A 19,107-nucleotide genomic window follows, 5' to 3' on the forward strand; every position below is an offset into this window, starting at 1 on the left:
TCTCACACCATGCTTTCACTGAAATGGTTGCTGGTATCGGATTCCGTCAGACTCCTCACCATGCGAAGAAGGGACTGGCCGCCCACCTCTTCGCACTCCAACCCCGTGTCCCGGGAGAGGAGATGGCGGATGCTGTCGGCCCATCGAACCGGCTCGACGAGCTGTCTGCCCAACATGGCCGGGATCGACGACCGTTCGTGAGGGAGACCGCTCACGTTGGAGATCACATCCGTTCCGGGATCCGCGAACGTGAACCCGGCGAGAAATTTCTCGAACTCGGCGCGGACGGGTTCCATGTGGCGGGAGTGAAAAGCCGCACCGACCCGTAGCGGAGCGAAACGGATACCCCTCTCCTTCAGCGAGGCGTGGGCCGCGCGCAGTTCCGGGTCGCTGCCGGCGATCACGACCTGGGCGTCGGTGTTGAAGGCCGCCAGATCGACTCCGTCGACGCCGTCCTCCGCCAGGACGTCGAGCAGGCGCGCGGGCGGGGTGTCCATGACGGCCGTCATCCCGCCGCCCGTCGCCGCGGCCATGAGCTCGCTGCGCTTCTTGACGAGCCGGAGCCCCGTCTCGAAGTCGAAGACCCCGGCGGCCAGGAGCGCGTTGTACTCCCCGAGGCTGTGTCCGAGGTAGCAGTCGGCACGCCGGTCCTCGCGGCGCTCGCGCTCGAACCCGTGCAGCGCGTTGACGGTGTAGAGAGCCGGCTGCGTGCACTCCGTCCGCGAGAGCACGTCGTCCGGATTGTCGCGGCAGAGGGCGACGAGGTCATAGCCCAGGAGGTCACAGGCATACCGTGTGATGCCGGGATAGCGGCCGAAGACATCCGCGCCCATGCCTCGGAACTGCGCCCCCTGCCCCGGGAAGAGAACCGCAAACACCGATACGCCTCCGTGATCCACGCCGGTCGGCCCACGCCACTGGCGGCGCCGTATCCGAACATGCTGCGTCACCCCCCTTGCAGCACACTGGCCGGAATTCTGATGTCCGGCCTCAGACCTTGCCCGGACGCTTGCCATTCGCTTGCCGATCACTTGCCGGTTCCGTGGATATATCCGAGAGAGTTTTTGATCGCATACCGGCCATCCGGCGGATGCTATTCCCCTGGGGGAACACCTGCTGTTCTAGGATCAATTGGCCGGACGAGTCTCAAGCGTGAGAACGAATGGGGCCCCATATGCCTGTACGTCAGATACGGAGCGCACCGACGCCTCCCCCGTCACCGGCCCTCTCCGGGCCGGTACTCCAGGTCCTGGGGCCCATGTCTGCGCGGTACGGGGGGCGCGAGGTGCCGCTCGGACCGCCGCGCCGCCGGGCGCTCCTGGCTCTGCTGCTCATAAGACTGGGCCGGGTCGTCCCCACCGCGGCTCTCGTCGAGGGGCTCTGGCGGGACGATCCACCGCAGCGGGCGGTGGCCACCTTGCAGAGCCATATCTCGCATCTGCGCCGGTCGTTGGCGCCGGCGGCCGGGCCCGGCGGCTCGTCCGTCCTCCGGTACCTGGCCCCGGGGTACGTCCTCCAGTTGCCGCCGGACCAGGTCGATGCCCACCGGTTCGAGCAACTCGCTTCCACGGGGCAGCAGTTACTGGCCCGGGATCCGCTCGCCGCCCGCGACCGTCTCACCCGGGCGCTCGCCCTGTGGCGCGGCGCTCCCTACGCGGAGTTCGTCGCCCATCAGCCGCTCGCCGACGAGGGCACCCGGCTGGAGCAGGTCCGCCTCACCGCGCTGGAGGCGTCCGCCGAGGCCGCGCTCGCCCTGGGAAGGCCCGCGGAGGTGGTGACCGAACTGGAACGGGAGGTGCGTCAGCATCCGGCTCGGGAGCGCCTGGTGGGCCATCTGATGACCGCTCTGTTCCGGACGGGCCGCCAGGCGGAGGCGCTGGAGGTGTACGAATGGACGCGGGGCCATCTGGTCGAGGAGTACGGCGTGGACACGACCGCCGAACTCCAGCGGCTCCACATCGCGCTCCTGAGACAGGAGCTCGGCGACCAGGAGGCACCCGGCGCGCCGGGGCCCCGGCTCCCGTCCGGGGCCCGCGATCTCGGCAGGCACCTCGGAACGGCCGTCCCCGTCGAGGTCACGCCGATGTCCGGGGCGGCTTCCGGGACCGGAGCGACCGCGGCCCGCCCCGGTGCGGACGGGCCGCCAGGGCGGAGCCGCACCCCCCGCGCCCGGCCCATCTCCTACGAGCCGGCCCCCCGGAAGCCCGGACCGGCACCACTGCTGGCCGGCCGCGACCGGGAGCTGTGGCGCCTGGTCACCGCGACGGGCGGCGCCGCCGACGGCCGTGGCCATCTCGCCTGCGTGTTCGGCTCCTCCGGACTCGGCAAGACCCACCTCGTGATGGAACTCGTCCAGCGCCTTCAGGACGCGAACGGGGACATCGAGACGATCCGAGGCAACTGCTTCTCGGGGGAGGGCGTCCCGCCGTACTGGCTCTGGACGCAGGTGCTGCGTCTGCTGTCGGCCGCACGGCCGGACTCCTTCCAGGCAGCCGCGGCGCCCTTCGCGGCGTTGCTCTCCCCTCTGATGCCCGGCCTGCGGAAGGCCGAGCCGACCGGTGAGCACAGCCGGGAGCCGGACGGCTTCCAGGGCCCCTTCCGCATCCACGACGCCCTCTGCGAGATCCTGCTCGCTCTGGCCGCGCAGCGCCCGCTGGTGCTGCTGCTGGAGGACGTGCACTGGGCGGATACCGTCTCGCTGGAGGTCCTCCGCCTGCTCGCCGCACGCCGCCAGGGCCAGTGCCTCAGTATCGTTCTGACCGGCTGGGATCTGGAGACATGGCCGGACGGCTCGCGGTTCCGGGTGATGACCGAGGTGCTCAAGGGGCCCAACACGCAGACCCTCCGGCTCACCGGGCTGGCCCGTTCGGACGTCGCCGCGCTCGTCGACGCGCAGGCCGGACCCGGCGTCGACGAGCGGGTCGTCGACGCACTGCACCGCCACGGCACGGGAAGCCCGTACTTCGTCCTGCAGATGCTCTCCTATCTCGGTGACGCCGGGGACCTGCGCGATTCCGGTGCCACGGACGAACTCCTCACCCTCGTCACGGCCTATGCGCGCAAGGTCCTGCGCCAGGAGTTCGCCATGCTGCCGGAACCCTTTCTGCAGCTGCTCCGCCTGTGCGCGGTCGTCGCACCCGACATCGAAACGGATGCGCTGTGCCGTGCCACCGACAGCAATTCGGCCCTCGCGATCGTGGAGTCGGCGATCCGGTACGGGCTGCTCTCCCCGGATCCCAACCGCCCCGGCCGGTTGCGCCTCGGCTGCCCCCAGGGGCAGGAGGTGCTCACCGGCGAGCTGAGCGACGCATCGCGCGAGCGGCTGCACGCCCGGTACGCCGAGGCCCTGTCCTCACGGGTGCGCGAAGGGGGGACGCCCGAGGAGGCCGAGCGCGTCGCCCACCACGCCTGGCACGCCAGGGGCGTCATGCCCCCGCAGCGCGTACTGCCCTGGCTGCTGCGCGCGGCCGAGAACGCGGAGCTCCGTCTGGCCTCGGACGACCGTGAGATGTGGCTGCGCCGCGCGGTCCGCATCGTCCGATCACTCCCGGACGACGCCTCCGCCGGCGAGCTGGAGCACCGGCTGCACCTGGAGCTCGGTCAACTGCTGGCCCACGTACGGGGGTTCGGCGACACCGAGGCCGAGGCGGAGTTCAGCCGGGGCCGGGCGATCGACGCGAGCACCTCCCACGACCCGGGGGTCCTGTCGATGCTCGGCGCGTCGCTCCTGGTCCGCGGCTGCTACGACGAGTCGAGGCAACTGGCGGTCCTGCTGAGGGACATCGCGGAGCGGACCGACGAGCCGGCGGCACGGCTCGGTGCGGCGTACGGTGAGGGAACCGTGTTGTTCGTCCGCGGCCGGCTGCCCGAGGCGCTCAAGGAACTGGAGCACGGCGTCGGGCTCGCGGACCGGTTCTCCCGTGAGGGGCGGCTCCCGGAACGGACGTACCAGTCCGACCCGCGCGTCTACTTCCGTTGCTACGGCGTCCTGGCCCGATGGCTGCTGAACGACCGCGACACGGCCGCCGAGCAGCGTCGGAGCCTGCTGCGGCTGACTCAGTACGGCAGCAGGCCCTGGGACCGGATCCACGCGCTCTACATCAACTCGGTCGTGGCCGCGTGGGAAGGCGATGCGGAGACGGCTCGATCCTCCAGCGCCGAGGGCATCGGTCTGGCCGTCGAGCACCGCCTGCACTACTGGAAGACGATGCTCCGGCTGCCGCTGGGCTGGGCCCTCACGCACTCCGGACGGGGTGAGGGGATCGCCGAAATGAGGGACTCGCTGGCCGAGTTGCGGTTGAGCGGCACGCGCATCCGCCTGCCCCTCCACCTGGGCCTGCTGGCCCAGGCCCAGCACCACGCCGGGAAGCGGGAGGACGCGGTGGACACGCTGCGCACCATGGTCGCTGTCGTCGAGCTCCGGCGCGAGTACGTGTATCTCCACGACGCCCTGCCCACGACTCGTCTGCTGCGCGAACTCCTGGGCGGGGACGCGGCCGAACCGCCGCTTCGTGAGTGAACGGCGTTCGGGTGGCCGGGGCGGAGGTCGACGGCCCGCCAGGACCGGCCCCTCTCCTCCGACGCGGCGATCGCCGCAGCGCGCATCCGGACACGCGCGGACCTGTCGGAGACCGGTCGCAGTCGGTCCTCCGCGGTCGGACGGCCGGGGGATCCCGAGTCGTCGCGCCGACCGGTGACTCGGCGAGGTTATGGTAAAAGCACGGCAAAACGCGCTCGTCAAGCGGCTGCCCGGACCACCTGGGCGATCTTTTTCGGACTTTCCCGCCCTCCGGGCCCGTGCCGCTCTCGAAGCCACGCCGCCGGCCCTATGCTTCTACACGCCTGTAGAGCGTGGCTGTCCGTCCTGATGTTTCCGGACACCCCCGCAACCTCGTACGCATGTAAGGGAGTGAACGCCTCCATGGTGTTCAAACGACTGCTCGGCTCACTCGGTGTGGGCGGCCCCACCGTCGACACGGTCCTCACCGCCGGGGCGGCCGTCCCCGGCGGCCTCCTGTCGGGCCATGTCCAGCTGGAGGGCGGCAACGCCGGCTACGACATCGAGCACATCACGCTGGAACTCGTCGCGCGGGTGGAGGTCGAACACGAGGAGGGGGAGCAGGAGGGCTTCGTCGTCTTCGACCGCTTCACCGTCGGCGGCGGCTTCCGGCTGTCCGAGGGCGAGCGGCGCAGCGTGCCGTTCACGGTCGCGCTGCCGTGGGAGACGCCCATCACCGAGCTGTACGGGCAGGGCCTGGGCATCGTCCTCGGCGTACGCACCGAACTGTCGGTGGCCGGGGCCAAGGACAAGGGCGACCTCGATCAGCTCGCCGTGGGACCGCTGCCGGTGCAGGAGGCGATCCTCGAAGCGTTCGGGCAGCTCGGCTTCGGCTTCAAGTCCGCGGACCTGGAGTACGGCCGCATCGGTGGCACCAACCAGCAGCTCCCCTTCTACCAGGAGATCGAGCTGGCCCCGTCCCCGCAGTACGCGCACGCGGTCAGCGAGATCGAGGTGACGTTCCTCGCCACTCCGGGCGGCATGGACGTGGTCCTGGAGGCCGACAAGCGCGGCGGGCTCTTCTCCGGCGGGCACGACGCGCTCACCCGGTTCACGGTCGCGCACGACGGAGTCCCCCACCAGGACTGGCGGGCGCTCGTCGACGACTGGCTGCGGCAGTTGGTCGGGCACCAGTCGTCGTACGCGGCGGCCTCCGTGTACGGACACACCGATCCGTACGCCGGGAACCACAGCCACAGCCACAGCCACAGCCACAGCCATGGTCACGGTCACGGCCATGACGAGGAGCACCATCACGACGGCGGCCGTCGCTCCGGCCCGGGTATGGGCACGGCCATCGCGGCAGGCGCGGCCGGGCTGGCGGTCGGCGTCGTCGGCGGCATGGTCGCCGCCGAAGTCATCGACGAGGTAGGGGACTTCTTCGAGGGCGACGACGAGGACGAGGGCGGCGACGACTGATGTTCGGAATCAGCGAGCTCGCGATCATCCTGATCGTGGCCGTACTCGTCCTGGGCGCCAAGAAGCTACCCGAGCTCGCCCGTTCGGCGGGCAAGTCGGCCCGTATCCTCAAGGCCGAGGCCAAGGCCATGAAGGAGACGCAGGGCTCCGACGGGGAAGCCCGGGGGCCTCGTGTCATCCGCGGCGAGACCGTCGACCGGCAGGGTTTTGACGGTTCGAAGCAGGACACGGGGCGGCCTCCGGGAGGTGCGTGAGGCACCTGGGCCGGTTCGGCTCCGCGCGGACGGGCTCGGTGTCCGGCGGCGCCGACCGGCCCGGTCCCGTGGGCGGCAACCACGGCCCGGTCCCGGGCGCGCCTGAACATCCGTGCCGAGGGCCCCGGTTGCGACGGCTCCGGCTCCGGCGGCGCGCTTCCGGACGCCCGGTGAGCACGCGCACGGCGGGAGCACCGACCCCGGGGGCGCCCTTCAGCCGGTACGTGTACGCCGTACGGCCGCAGCCGCGGACTTCTGCCCGGGACCACGAGCCGGGCAGCCCGAACGAGGCGAGGCCGCCGCTGGTCCGGCGGGAGGTCTCCGGGCTCGGCCCGCACCGGCTCCCCGAGGCCGTCGGGGGGCGCCGGGAGGGCGAGAGTGAGGGCCGCACGGCCGAGTGAGCCGTAGTGTCCGGGTCGGGTCATGGCTCCGGCCGGCGCTCACCGTGGCCATGGACCCGCGCTCCGGTCCGGGCCGTTGCGGGCCACGCGCACACCGTTCACGGGCGCCCGGCGGCCGGGCGGCCGCCGCCGTGCGTCATCCGCCCGAGGCCGTGTCCGCGATGTGGTGGCCGGCCTCGGCGAGGCTCTCCGAGACCGCTTCGGCGAACGAAGCGATCGCCTCGTTGTGCCGGCTCGGCACCCAGACCACCGAGGTCAGCCACGCGAGCGTCGGCCTCTCCAGCGGCCGCCACACCAGCCCGTCGACGAGCGGTGTGGCCGGGGCCTCGTTGAGGTGGATGCCACGGCCCGCGAGCACCAGCCCGTGCACGAAGTTGGGATTGCGCGCGTGCCTGATCGACCCGGGGAGGAAGCCCTCGTCCCGGCAGATGGTGAGCATGTGGTCGTAGAGGCGCGGCGCCATCGCCCGCGGGAAGATCACCAGCGGTGCCCCGTCGAGGTCTCTCAGCCGGACCGTGCCGCCGCCCGCGGCCACGGCATGGTCCGCCCGCAGCACGACGCCCAGTTCGCGCCGGGCCACCGGACCCGATTCCAGGCCCACTGTGTCCGACGGGTGCCGGACCACGCCGGCGTCCAGCTCTCCCTCGCGCAGCCGGGCCAACTGTTCGTCAGTGGTGAGTTCGTGGAGGTCGATCAGCACATCGGGCACCCGTTCGGCGAATCCGGCGGTGAGGGTCCGCAGCACTGTCGGGCCGGTGTCCGGCGGTACGCCGACCCGCAGCACCCCTGCCTCGCCGGGACGGATCCTGCGCATCGCCTCACGCGCCGTGTCCACCCCGGCGAGTACCGGCCGCACATGTTCGAGGAGCAGCGCCCCGGCCTCGGTCAACTGGACGCGGTGCCGCGTCCGGTCGAACAGCCGCACCCCGAGTTCGCGCTCCAGGTCGCGGATGCGCTGCGACAGCGGCGGCTGGGCCATGTGCAGGCGTTCCGCCGCCCGGCCGAAATGCAGTTCCTCGGCAAGGACGGCGAAGTAGCGCAGGTGACGGAGCTCCATGAGCGGACCATATCGCTCCGATATCACCGCGAGTCCCGATTGGTGTTGGCCGGATCACATCCCTCCCTGTTTGCATGACTGCTCACGGGAAGCCCGCTCACGGACATCCGCCCGTCACCCCGGCTCCCCCGCGGCCCCGCCGCCTCCTTCCCCCTGCCCGTCCCGAGAAAGGCATGCCGCCATGACCGAGAACAGCACCGTCGTCGTCACCCACCACCCGGTGACGGCCACGGCCGCCGATGCCTACGTTGCCGAGGTCACCCTCAACCGTCCCGACAAGCTCAACGCCTGGACCGGCGGGATGCGGAGCCGGCTGGTCGCGGCGCTCGACTCGCTGGGGGACGACGAGCACTGCCGTGCGGTCGTTCTCACCGGCGCCGGGCGCGCGTTCTGCGCCGGCCAGGACCTTGCCGAGACGGCGGCGATCGATCCTGGCGACCACGCGGCCGCCGAGGCGTGGATCGACGACTTCGGCCGCCTCTTCCGCGCCGTACGCGGCCTGGACAAGCCGGTCGTCGCCGCCGTCAACGGTGTCGCGGCGGGCTCGGGTTTCCAGTTCGCCCTGCTCGCCGACTTCCGGGTCGGCCACGCCGCCGTCCGGATGGGGCAGCCGGAGGTGCTCTCGGGCATCCCCAGCATCACCGGCATCTGGGCCATGCGGGGCATCCTCGGCCGGGCGAAGACCGCCGAGTTCGCGCTCGGCGGCCGCCTCGTCGACGGCACCGAGGCCGAGCGGCTCGGTCTCCTCACCCGCCTCGTCGCACAGGACGAGGTCAAGGCGGAAGCGCTGGCCGAGGCCGCCCGGCTCGCCGAACTCCCGCCCGGCGCGGTCGCCCTCACCAAGGGGCGGCTCCGCGAACTGGACGACGCGGACCTCGACGACGCGATCGAGGCGGCCAAGAAGGTGCACACCGCCGCCTACGCGACGGGTGAGCCCCAGCGCGAGATGGCCCGCTTCCTGGCCGGCCGCCGCCGCTGAGTCCGCCGCACCCGTCCCCGCCCCTCGTCCGCAGGAGAGGAACCCCCATGACCACGAGCGTCACGCCGCACACCGGCGCGGCCTCCGAAGGCGAGACCGCCTACCGCCGTCTCGTCGAAGAGCACCGGTGGACCGTCCCCGACCGCTACAACATGGCCGCCGACGTCGCCGACCGCCATCCCGGCGACCGGCTCGCACTCGTCTTCGAAGACCACACCGGCCATCGCGAAGAAGTCGTCTGGCAGCAGGTCCAGGACCGCTCCCGGCGGATCGCCGCCCATCTGCACGCGCTCGGCGTGCGCAAGGGCGACCGGGTCGCGGTGCTGCTCCCGCAGCGCCCCGACACCCCGGCGACGTATCTCGGCGTCCTGCGCACCGGCGCCGTCCTCGTGACGATGTCACTGCTGTGGGCCGACGAACCCATCCGCTACCGGCTGGCCGACTCCGGCGCCGCCGTGCTGGTGACCGAGACCTCCGCCCTCGATCGCGCCGCCGGTTTCGACGGCACGGTCGTGAACGTCGACGACCCGGCGATCGGTGCGCTGCCCCCGGTGTACGCCACGGCCGACACCGCGCCCGACGACCCGGCGCTGATCTTCTACACCTCGGGCACCACCGGCGCCGCCAAGGGCATTGTGCACGCCCACCGCACCCTGCTGGGTCACAACGAATTCCGCTACTGCCACGATCTGCGGCCGGGCGACGTGTTCTACGGAGCCGGCGACTGGGCCTGGTCCATGGCCAAACTGATGGGTCCCCTCCGCGCGGGCGCCGTGCACCTCGTGTACCGGCCGGGCGGCGGCTTCGACCCCGCCGGGCTGCTGGCCGCCATGTCCCGTAACAAGGTCACAACGGCCCTGGTCAACCCGACCTTCCTGCGTAAGATGATGCAAGATGTCCCGGATGCGGGCAGTCGTCACCCCCAGTCGCTGCGGGTGGTGTGCTCTTCGAACGAGCCTCTCACCCCTGATCTCATCGAGTGGTTCCGTGCCCAGTTCGGCCTCACCCTGCTGGACTACTACGGGTCGACGGAGTCGTACCCGCTGCTCGGCAATTTCCCCGGCGTGCCGGTCAAGCCCGGCTCGATGGGCCGTCCGCTGCCCGGTTGGGACGTCGCGCTGATGGATGCCGACGACCACGAGGTGCCGGTCGGGCAGCCGGGCGAGATCTGTCTGCGCGCCGGATCCAACCCCCAGTTCCCGCTGGGCTACTGGAACCGGCCCGAGGCATCTGCCGAGTCGTTCGGCGGCACCTGGTACCGCACGAAGGACCAGGCCGTCAGGGACCAGGACGGGTACTTCTGGTTCCTCGGCCGGACCGACGACGTCATCAAGACGTCCGGCTACCGTGTCGGGCCGTACGAAGTGGAGGCGGTTCTGCGCGGTCACCCCGCGGTCGCCGACGCCGGAGTCGTCGGCGTCCCCGACCCGGTGCGCGGCCAGGCCGTCAAGGCCTGGATCGAGCTCAGCCCCGGCCACGAACCGGACGAAGCCCTGGCACGGGACATCACCCGCTTCGCCCGTGAAGCGCACTCCCGCTTCGCCTATCCGCGCCTGATCGAGTTCGTCGAAGAACTGCCCCGCTCGGCCACCGGAAAGATCCAGCGGGCCGCTCTTCGCGCCCGTGACCTCAGCCCTGTCGGACCCGACACCGCGGCACCACCCCGGAAGGACGGACGGACATGACGACCGACAGCAGTGCCCCGGTGTCCCCTCCCCTGCCTGCGAAGTCCGCGGCACCCGAATCCGCCGACGCCCCGGGCGTGCGCCGCAAGGTGGCCACCGCCACGGCCATCGGCAACTTCGTGGAGTGGTTCGACTCGGGCGCGTACGCCATCATGTCCGCGACCATCGCCGGGCTCTTCTTCCCCCAGTACGACAAGACCGCGGCCCTCCTCGCCACGTGGGCCGTCTTCGCCGGCGGCTTCATCGCCCGCCCCCTCGGCGCCGCGTTCTTCGGCCGCTACGGCGACCGCATCGGGCGCAACCGCATGCTCGCGCTGAGCGTGCTGTGCATGAGCGGTTCGACCCTGCTCATCGGTCTGCTGCCCAGCTACGCGACGCTCGGCATCGCGGCACCGGTCCTGCTCTTCCTGCTGAGGGCCATGCAGGGCTTCTCCACGGGCGGCGAATACACCGGGGCGTCGGCGTTCATCATGGAGTACGCCCCCGAGGGGCGCCGGGCCCGCTATGCCAGCGTGGTGCCGCTCACCGTCGGATTCGCCTCCGTCGCCGGTGCGTTGACCGGCCTGCTGATCACCACGTCGCTCGACGACGCGGCGCTGAACAGCTGGGGCTGGCGCATTCCGTTCCTGCTGGCCGGACCGCTCGGCCTCATCGGCCTGTATCTTCGCAGCCGCATCCAGGACACTCCGGTCTTCCGGGCGCTGGAGAAGGGCGACGTGGTCCAGGAGGCACCGCTGCGCGAGGCATGGCGGGTCTGCCGCCGGCAGGTACTGACCCTGTTCGGCTACAGCATCACCAACGCCGTCGGGTACTACCTGATGAGCAGCTACATGATCGCCTACATGTCCGAAGAGGTCGGCTACACCAAGTCGCAGGCCATGCTGACCAGCGTGGTGGCCATGCTCGCGTACAGCCTCGCCTGCCCGCTGATGGCCGCGGCCAGTGACCGGTTCGGCCGCAAACCGATGCTGCTGTTCGCGTGCGGCGGCTTCACCGTGGCCACCCTGCCCGCCTTCTGGCTGATCGGTAGAGGGCTGGGCGGCGCGATCGCGGGCACGGTGGTGCTCGCCGTACTGGTCGCGGTGATCGGCACCTCCAATGTGCCCGCGATGGTCGAGATGTTCCCCGGCCAGCTGCGGGCGAGTGGTTCGGCCATCGGCTACACGGCTGCGTACGTCCTCTTCGGTGGCACCGCACCCTTCGTCGCGACCGGTCTGGTCTCCCTCGGCGGAACTCCCCTGGCACCCGGCTTCTACCTGATGGGGCTGGGGCTGGTGTCGGCGCTGGTGGTGCTCTTCTCCTTCCGGGAGACGCTGCACCTGCCGCTGACGCGCACCACCGTGCTGGAGAAGTAGCACCGTCCCGACGAGCGGCGACGGCACGGCCCGGGACTCCGGACCGGCCGCCGCCGCTCGGCGCAGTCCGTCCGCCGGTACGCCGCCGCGAGCAGCAGCCGGTCCTCCGGCGGAAGAGCCCACGGGCGGCCGCTGCGCACCGGGGCTGCGCTTCGGTGCAATACCACTTGAACCACTGCACGCCCATACGCATTGCCACTAGCGGCCAAATCGGCTGCGCGACTGAACTGAGCCTTCGGACAACTGTATCGTCCATAATCATCCACATGAACCAGGGGGATAACTTCGAATGTCTCAGAAAGTTCTGTCACTGCTGCATGAAAAGTCGCCCTATGAAGGTTTCCCGGAGGACAGGGTTTCCTATGATCCGCAGGGCTGGGGATCCGATCACCCGGTGTTCGAGCGCGAGATCACCCGACTGAAACCGAGCCTGATCGTCGAGGTCGGGACATGGAAGGGGGCATCCGCGTTGCACATGGCCAAGATCGCGCGCAGCCTGGACATCGATTGCGAGATCGTCTGCGTCGACAGCTTCCTCGGCAGCAGAGAGCACTGGCTCGTTCCGCGCTGGAAATCCGAACTGCGCTTGGAGCACGGTCAGCCGCAGGTCTACCGCCAGTTCCTCGCGAACGTCGTCCACGACGGCTTCGAGGACGTCATCACGCCATTCTCCTGCACGAGCAGTCATGCCGCCAAGATCCTCGCGCATCACGACGTCGTGTCCGACATCGTCTACATCGACGCCGGACACGAGTACCGCGACGTCCTGTACGACATCGATCTCTTCTGGCAGATCATCCGCCCCGGTGGTGTCATGATCGGCGACGACTTCGCTTCCTATTTCCCCGGGGTGATGCGCGCGGTCAGGGAGTTCGGCGACACGATCTCGACATCACCCGAGATCGACGGCGACAAGTGGATCTTGCGCAAGAACGCATAGATCGACGGAGCGGAAATCCCCGCCGGGTAAATAGAATTGCGTCGTCGAAAGAAGGCCGGCCAGGCAGTCGTCCTCTTGTTCCCGTGACTTCGGAAGGAAATTGATCCCGGCTCTCCGGTCACCTCGGTGAAGGCATACACCGCCGCCTCCGAAGCGGCAGGTGCGGCAATGCCCGGCCACGCGGCATTGGCCCGCCCCGGCCGTCGGCCGGTGCGGAGCGGTGCGGTGCGGAGCGGTGCGGTGCGGAGCGGTGCGGAGCGGAGCGGAGCGGGTGGCGCGTACAGGGTCCTCGCGGCCACCAGGCGCTCCAAGGCCGAGCGCCCGGTGGCCGCCGCTCTCGTTCCTGCTCAGCGGCTCACAGCCGCCGCCACCCGGGTACCCGGGTCGGTGGCGAAACAGCGCAAGGCGCTCATGTAGGTGGTCAGGAACTCCTCCGCCCACTCCTCGCGGTACTCCCCTGCGTCCGTCCGCAGCTCCACCAGCGCACGGTCTCCGCTGTCACGGATGTGCATGCGCATCCCGCCCCGGGGCACCTCGTCACGAGCAATGCGCGTGGTGGTCACGGTCAGTCCGTCGGCCGTGAGTTCCCAGGAGGAGCCGCCCGAGGCGACGTCGAAGTTCACATACCGCGGCCCGTGGCCGGTCGCGGAGGAGTAGCGAATCCCGTAGTTACCGGGGTCGAGTTCCTTGACCATCAGGGCGTGGGGCAGCTCCTGGTGCCGAAGGGCCCCGAAGATCGTACGGCTCTCGCTCTGCGCCACGTCCGCGAGCGAGTCCTCACCCGAGAACTGGGTGCGCAGCACGCAGGGCGTGGCGAAGTAGCCGACGGCACGCCGTAGTTCATGGTGGGTCCGGTTGGCCAGCGAGCCCATGATCGCGACATCGGAGGCCGTCCCGTCGTCCTCGCCGAGTGCGAGCCGTCGCTGCCGCACGGTGACCTTGAGGGCGGCCGCGCACACCGCGGTCAGGGTCACGCGTTGCTGACGGACGCTGTGCATCAGCTGCGCGTGCAGGTGCGGATCGACGGCGAACCGGTGTATCCGCAGCTTGCGTTCCGCTCGGTCCTGAATCCCCGGGTCCCGGAGCCTCGACGGGGGAACGGCGGCGACACCGTCCAGCTTGCGACGCCAGTAGCTCAGCAGCCTGTCGCGTTCCGGGCCGGTCAGGAAACGGCGCTCGGAGTGAGCGAAGTCGAGGAATTGGAAGGGAAGACCGGGCAGTCCCGGGCGGCCGCCCGTGCTGCCTCTCGCCGCATAGAGGGCGAACAGGTCCTCGGCGAGGATCCGGCACGACTCGCCGTCCGCGATGACGTGGTCCAGGACGAACCCCACAAGGTGGTGCGCGGGTGCGACGCGGATGCATCGCACCCGCAGGAGCGGGCCGGCGGCCAGGTCGAAGGGGACGGCGGCGGTGTCGGCGACGAGCCGCTTCGCGGCCTCCAGGGGCGCTTCCGCCTCGGCCCCCGCCACGGACAGGACCGCGAAGTCCAGTTCGTCCGCCGGACGCAGTGCGATGTCGTCGGCACCTGCGGGAAAGACGATCCGCACGCTCTCGTGGCGCAGCTGCAGATCGACCAGGGCCGCTTCCAGCCGGCCGGTGTCGAGTTCCCCCTCGACTGAGCAGGCGAAGACCAGCACATTGCTCTGCTGGCTCACCCCGCGGCCGTGCACCAGGCGTTCTTCCTGAGTGAACGACGCGCGCTGGGTCTGCTCGCGGTCGGCTTCATACAACTTCATTCTGAACACAGGGAGACCTCACTGCCGGAAAGGGCTGCCGCGAGGTCCCTCGGACCTTCGGCGGCACTGAGCAGGGCGCGGTGCATCTTCTCCAGCAGGCGGGGGGAGAACCTGTCGGAGCGCCAGTCCTCGTAGCGCACTCCGAAGCCCAGGTCGCACCACAACTGGGCGTTGTGGCCCTCGTGTTCGCCCGAGGGCTCCAGCAGCACGAGAGGGGTGGCCGACCACAGCGAGTCCAACAGGGTGCCGCCGCCGGGCTTGCTCACCATGGCGCGTGCCGCGCGTGCCAGATCGAACGACGAGTGGTGCGCACTGCCCCGTGCGTAGGTGACGTCCGTCGGGGACCGGCCCGGCAGCAGACGGCCGAGCGGAGGGTATCCGTCGTCCAGCCACGGATGCCACGCGGGGTTCAGTGCGAAGTGGCGGGTTCTTCCGTGCGCGGGACCGGTCTCCTCGGCGGCGTGCACGACGAGGTCGATGTCATGCCCCGCGTCGACGAGCCCGGCGGCGCGGTCGCGGTAGGTCCCCATGCCCCACCCGCCTCCGTGCACCAGAAGGCGGGGGTCACGCCGGTCCCACGGCAGCGGTCGCTCCTGGGTGACCGGGATCGTCCAGGGCAGTGCGGTGTTCGCCCGCGAGGCGAGCCAGACCTCCTCGGTACCCGGGAGCGGGGGCCCGGCCCTCCGGAAGGACGGCGAGGCCACCGAGTCCACATGGCAGACGACCACGCGCAGGGCCCGGCCCGTGCGCTCCATGAAGCGCCGGACCAGGCTCAGCCAGAATCCGGAGAAGACGACCACGGTGTGCACTGCGCTCTCCTCCCAGCGGCGTACCCATGCGTCCTGTACGTCGGCGGAGATGGCCGGCACCGGGTCGGAGGCGATGCGCTGCCCCACCCGTGCCGCGCGGAAATCACGGTGGAACACATCGCGCGAAGCGGTCACGGCGGCGAGCCGGTCGGGGGGCAGCAGCCGCTCCAGCACCTCGACCGTGACGGGAACGTCCCGCTCCCGCAGCCGTGACGCGAGCAGCAGCCCCGGTACGTGCACTCCCAGCGCGACCCCCGACGTGAGCACCGCGATCACCGGCAGCCGCCGCGCAGTCCCGATTCCACGTCGTCCAGGGCCGATTCGAGCTGAGGGCCCACGTGGGTCCACACCCACGCCCGGTCGGTGGCCGAGGCCTGCCGGGGCTCCACCTCCACCAGCATGATCAGGTAGAGGTAGGCCCGGTAGAGCGCGAGTCGCAGGCGCACCGAGTCGTCGAACACGGCCGCTGCGCCGGCGCTCGCGTAGCCGGTCAGGAATGCCTTGTCGTCCTCCATGTCGGCGAAGAGCGCCAGCGAGACGAAGTCGGCCACCGGGTCGCCCCAGAACATCCGCTCGCCGTCGATCAGACCGCTGAGCCGGCGGCCGCCGGGCGGCCCGGCGAGCAGCAGATTGCCCTGCCACAGGTCGAAGTGGACCAACGCGGGCCGAGTGACATCGTCCAGTACGTCCGATGCGGCGGCGAGCGTCTCCCGGATCGCGGTGGTGGAACGCGGCAGCCGTGCCGCATACCGCTCCGCGTCGTCCAGGACGGCGCCGGTCATCGTGGTGAACGCCTCCCGCCAGGTGGGCGCCAAGGGCCCCAGCGGCTGCGCGGGGTAGCCGAACCCCGGTCCGGTGACCGCGTGCAGGCGCGCCACCAGTCGACCCAACTCCTCCCGCAGCCGCAGCCGTTCGCCCTCCCCCAGGGAGTCGGCGGCCTCGTGCCAGGGGGCCCCGGGGCACGCCGTCATGATCAGGTAGGGGCCGATGCCGGCGTCGACGTCGGTCTCGCTGCCGACGACCCGGGGCACGACGCCGGCGTCCGCGGCCGTCGCGGCCGACTCGTAGAAGGTGACCTCGCCGGTCAGCAGCGCGCGCTCGTAGGCCAGACCTGCCGCCGAACGCGGCGGGAGCTTGAGCACCCAGTCGCGGCCCCGGTCCAGAGCGACGCGGACGACCGTGTTGTACGTGCCGCCGGACAGCGGTGTGTACAGGGCCGTCTCCCTCCCCCGTACACCGGCCTCCCTCAGGACGGCCTCGGCCGCCGCGACCGTCTCCTCGTACGACGTGCTCAATTTCGCTCCTCCATGACAAGACCGGATGTCCGTTGCCGTGCCGTCGCATGGATCTGGTCCATGAGCGCGATGCGCGGTTCGCAGGCGCCGAGCTCGGCGCCCCACTGCTCCCCCTCCCCTCGCACCAGCGCACGGATACGTGCGAACTGCTGTGTGTAGTACGACACCGCGGGGGTCCTGGTGACTGTTCTGCTGCCGTCGGGCGCAACGACCGTGATGTTGAGGGGAACGGCTCCGGCGACGGGGAGCAGGACGCCCCGGACCCTGACGGTGGCCTCACGGAACGAGTAGACGTGCTCGGCGGTACGGATCGTGCCGAAGGAGCACTCCAGGGTGGCGCGCTGCCCGGTGGGCAGCAGGAGGGCCGCGGAGAAGCGGCGGTCCACTCCTCCGGCGCCATCGAAGTCGGAGTGCCCCGTCCCCTGGGCATCGGTGATGCCCACCGTGTCCTGGAGGGCCTGGAGCCAGTAGCCCGCAGAGTCGTAGAAGCATCCCCCACCGAGGTCGGGACGCCAGCGGTAGCCCTGCCCCGGCCGCACGGCGAAGGCGAACCGGCTGTGCACGCCGACGAGTTCACCGTAGGTCCCTGCCCGCAGCCAGTCGCGCACCCTGTGGTGCCACGAGTGGCCGAGCGTGGGCAACGCCTCCAGTACGTGCCCGCCCCCGTGCTGCCGCGCGGCGGTGATCGACGCGTGCTCCTGCCGGGTCAGGCACAGCGGCTTCTCGACAACGACGTGCTTGCCCTCCCGCGCCGCACGTTCCGCCCACCGCGCGTGCGCCGCGGTGTGCAGGGAGATGTAGACCAGGTCGACCGCGGGATCGCAGACCAGGTCCTCGTAGCCGGTGTGGACACGGGGGATCGCGTGGCGGTGCGCGTAGTCCTTCGCCCGGTCGGGTGCGGATGCGGCCACGGCCCGTACGGTGACGTCGTCGTACTCCTGGCTGGGGCGGATCATGGTGCGTTCGGCTATCCCTGTCGCCCCGATCAGTCCGATGCCCAGGCTCATGCCGGGACGCCTCCTCGCTTCGCGTGGATCCCCGCCCGCCCGGCACAGGCCAGGGTGCGGGCCCGGAGCAGCGGGAACTGCTCCGGGGCGCAGAACGCGGCACAGAACAGGCGTCCCGATGCGGTGCGGAGCGACCCGCCGACGAGCGGGAGCACACCGGCCCCGGTTCCCTCCGCGTAGAGCAGCCCCTCCTCGGAGAGGGCGCGCAGCAGCCCGTCGACACCTGCTCCCGGCTCCACGGAGACATCGCTCTGCCAGAGGTGCGCGCTCAGCCCGTGGCCGGCCGCTCGCCGGTCCAGGCGGAGGCTGAGCAGGCCCAGCGAACTTCGCGCGTTGACCTCCAGGAGCGGAACCCACCCGCCGCTCTCCGTCAGCATCGAGTCGACTCCTACGGGGCCGAAGTAGCCCTCCGCCACCAGGGCTTTGGCCACCTCGTCCAGGACCGCGGTGTATTCCCCGCGCTCCGCGGCGCGCGTCACACCGGGCGTCGGTGGCCCCGAGGCGTGGTGCCGGTAGCCGTCGTTCGTCATGCCCTGCAGGCCGAGGTGGTCCCATGAGCCGTCGCGTCCGACTCTGAGGTGGCCGGAGAAGTCCGCGCGCCGCGCGTGACGCGGCTGCACCACGAACCGGACCCGTCGCCCGCGCTCCTCCTGGCGCCGGACGTGCCGGACCAGTCGGGCGCACGCCCGGGGCGTGACGACCTCCACAGTGCCCTGGCCGGCGACCCCGTACGCGTCCTTGACCAGAGCCGCGTGGTTACCCACGGCCAGTGTGCGGGTCACCGCGGCCTCCAGCTCCGCCGCGGAGCACACGATGTCGCCCGCCCCGGGGAGCCCGAGGCGCTGCGCCAGCGCCGTCGACCACGCCTTGCCGTTGACCCGGGCCACCGTCTCCGCGGGCGGCACCAGGGAGGACCGCCCCATGTCCGTCAGCAGCCGCTGCGTGGCAGGCACCACCGCGAAGGGGAGGACGCGCTCATGCCGGGCCATGGCACGCACCAGTTCCTGGTCCTGCGCGAGCAGCCCCTCGACAGCCGGTTCGTCCATGGGGGCCGCCTCGTCGCCGTCCGCCGCGAGCGGGGGCAGGCAGCGGTACTCGAAGTCGAAACCCGCCGTCGCGATCGCCTCCCGGTGCGGCGCGGTCAGCGCGCTGCGCGTGACCAGCAGGTCGCCGGGCGAGGTGAAGCCGAAGAGCATCTCGTCCATCCTGCCGACCACGGGGTCCGCCCCCGACAGCGCCAGCCGCGGCAGCTCTGCCAGGTCGTGCGGGCGCCAGTGACGCTCGGCCCCGAACGTACCGAAGTGGACAGCAGTAGTCACTTCTGCAAATCCTGCGGTTGCGATCCTTGGCTGCCGCAGGCAGGCTGGACGATCTCGGCACTGAACTGCCGCACCGAGCGCAGGGTCTGGAGGCTGAGGTTCTCGTACTCCAACTCGATATCGAACTCCTCCTCGACACGCAACAGGAATTCGATTGCCTGGAGGGAGTCGAGACCCAGTTCCTCCACGATGTCTGCTTCCACAGATATCTCGTGCGCCTCGAACTTTCCCTTGAACACATCGACAAGAACCTTCTTGACACGCATTTCGATGTCGGTCTCCGGCACCACGAC

Annotated in this window: 16 protein-coding genes; 8 read left to right on the plus strand and 8 right to left on the minus strand. The window is 70.7% G+C overall.

Going from position 1 to position 19,107, the window contains the following annotated elements:
• Positions 1-2: 2 nt before the first annotated feature.
• Positions 3-1,031, minus strand: coding sequence for an ACP S-malonyltransferase (locus ACFVT1_RS15205; RefSeq protein ID WP_389795315.1), 1,029 nt, complete (start codon positions 1,029-1,031; stop codon positions 3-5).
• Between the two features lie 227 nt (positions 1,032-1,258).
• Here ACFVT1_RS15205 and ACFVT1_RS15210 point away from each other — a divergent pair, with 227 nt between their 5' ends.
• The 4 genes from ACFVT1_RS15210 (at position 1,259) to ACFVT1_RS15225 (ending at position 6,632) form a co-directional block, all read left to right on the plus strand.
• Complete coding sequence (locus ACFVT1_RS15210) at positions 1,259-4,519, plus strand: BTAD domain-containing putative transcriptional regulator (protein ID WP_389795317.1); 3,261 nt, start codon at positions 1,259-1,261, stop codon at positions 4,517-4,519.
• 402 nt (positions 4,520-4,921) lie between these two features.
• On the plus strand, positions 4,922-5,977 hold the full coding sequence (locus ACFVT1_RS15215) for a sporulation protein (protein ID WP_389795318.1): 1,056 nt from the start codon (positions 4,922-4,924) through the stop codon (positions 5,975-5,977).
• Positions 5,977-6,231 (plus strand): twin-arginine translocase TatA/TatE family subunit, encoded by a 255-nt coding sequence (locus tag ACFVT1_RS15220; protein WP_389795320.1) that lies wholly within the window; start codon positions 5,977-5,979, stop codon positions 6,229-6,231. Before ACFVT1_RS15215 ends, ACFVT1_RS15220 begins: the two co-directional genes overlap by 1 nt.
• A gap of 170 nt (positions 6,232-6,401) precedes the next feature.
• A complete protein-coding gene (locus ACFVT1_RS15225; protein WP_389795322.1) occupies positions 6,402-6,632 on the plus strand; it encodes a hypothetical protein in 231 nt (76 codons plus the stop codon).
• A 136-nt stretch (positions 6,633-6,768) separates the two neighbouring features.
• On the opposite strand, the gene ACFVT1_RS15230 is transcribed toward ACFVT1_RS15225, so the two are convergent.
• Complete coding sequence (locus tag ACFVT1_RS15230; protein ID WP_389795323.1) at positions 6,769-7,689, minus strand: LysR family transcriptional regulator; 921 nt, start codon at positions 7,687-7,689, stop codon at positions 6,769-6,771.
• Positions 7,690-7,870: 181 nt separating this feature from the next.
• Here ACFVT1_RS15230 and ACFVT1_RS15235 point away from each other — a divergent pair, with 181 nt between their 5' ends.
• The 4 genes from ACFVT1_RS15235 (at position 7,871) to ACFVT1_RS15250 (ending at position 12,648) form a co-directional block, all read left to right on the plus strand.
• Positions 7,871-8,668 carry an enoyl-CoA hydratase/isomerase family protein gene (locus ACFVT1_RS15235; RefSeq protein ID WP_389795325.1) on the plus strand — a complete coding sequence of 266 codons (798 nt, stop codon included), beginning with the start codon at positions 7,871-7,873 and terminating at the stop codon, positions 8,666-8,668.
• A 47-nt stretch (positions 8,669-8,715) separates the two neighbouring features.
• Positions 8,716-10,353 carry an acyl-CoA synthetase gene (locus ACFVT1_RS15240; RefSeq protein ID WP_389795327.1) on the plus strand — a complete coding sequence of 546 codons (1,638 nt, stop codon included), beginning with the start codon at positions 8,716-8,718 and terminating at the stop codon, positions 10,351-10,353.
• Positions 10,350-11,708: an MFS transporter gene (locus ACFVT1_RS15245; RefSeq protein ID WP_389795329.1), complete on the plus strand. Its 1,359-nt coding sequence runs from the start codon at positions 10,350-10,352 to the stop codon at positions 11,706-11,708. The genes ACFVT1_RS15240 and ACFVT1_RS15245 overlap by 4 nt, the downstream gene beginning before the upstream one ends.
• Before the next feature lie 289 nt (positions 11,709-11,997).
• Complete coding sequence (locus ACFVT1_RS15250) at positions 11,998-12,648, plus strand: class I SAM-dependent methyltransferase (RefSeq protein ID WP_389795331.1); 651 nt, start codon at positions 11,998-12,000, stop codon at positions 12,646-12,648.
• A gap of 347 nt (positions 12,649-12,995) precedes the next feature.
• Here ACFVT1_RS15250 and ACFVT1_RS15255 read toward each other — a convergent pair whose 3' ends face one another.
• From ACFVT1_RS15255 to ACFVT1_RS15280, 6 genes are read right to left on the minus strand one after another with little or no spacing between them, the layout of a single operon-like run.
• Positions 12,996-14,384, minus strand: a complete 1,389-nt coding sequence (locus ACFVT1_RS15255) for a condensation domain-containing protein (RefSeq protein ID WP_389795332.1) — start codon at positions 14,382-14,384, stop codon at positions 12,996-12,998.
• The gene (locus ACFVT1_RS15260) at positions 14,381-15,469 is read right to left on the minus strand and encodes a hypothetical protein (RefSeq protein WP_389795333.1); all 1,089 of its coding nucleotides are present in this window, start codon (positions 15,467-15,469) and stop codon (positions 14,381-14,383) included. Before ACFVT1_RS15260 ends, ACFVT1_RS15255 begins: the two co-directional genes overlap by 4 nt.
• On the minus strand, positions 15,466-16,488 hold the full coding sequence (locus tag ACFVT1_RS15265; RefSeq protein ID WP_389795335.1) for a phosphotransferase family protein: 1,023 nt from the start codon (positions 16,486-16,488) through the stop codon (positions 15,466-15,468). The genes ACFVT1_RS15260 and ACFVT1_RS15265 overlap by 4 nt, the downstream gene beginning before the upstream one ends.
• The gene (locus ACFVT1_RS15270) at positions 16,485-17,495 is read right to left on the minus strand and encodes a Gfo/Idh/MocA family protein (protein ID WP_389795336.1); all 1,011 of its coding nucleotides are present in this window, start codon (positions 17,493-17,495) and stop codon (positions 16,485-16,487) included. The genes ACFVT1_RS15265 and ACFVT1_RS15270 overlap by 4 nt, the downstream gene beginning before the upstream one ends.
• Complete coding sequence (locus tag ACFVT1_RS15275; protein ID WP_389795338.1) at positions 17,492-18,814, minus strand: hypothetical protein; 1,323 nt, start codon at positions 18,812-18,814, stop codon at positions 17,492-17,494. The genes ACFVT1_RS15270 and ACFVT1_RS15275 overlap by 4 nt, the downstream gene beginning before the upstream one ends.
• Positions 18,811-19,104 carry an acyl carrier protein gene (locus tag ACFVT1_RS15280; protein ID WP_389795340.1) on the minus strand — a complete coding sequence of 98 codons (294 nt, stop codon included), beginning with the start codon at positions 19,102-19,104 and terminating at the stop codon, positions 18,811-18,813. The genes ACFVT1_RS15275 and ACFVT1_RS15280 overlap by 4 nt, the downstream gene beginning before the upstream one ends.
• Positions 19,105-19,107 lie beyond the last annotated feature (3 nt).

The organism is Streptomyces sp. NPDC057963 (assembly GCF_042887155.1).
Lineage (GTDB): Bacteria > Actinomycetota > Actinomycetes > Streptomycetales > Streptomycetaceae > Streptomyces.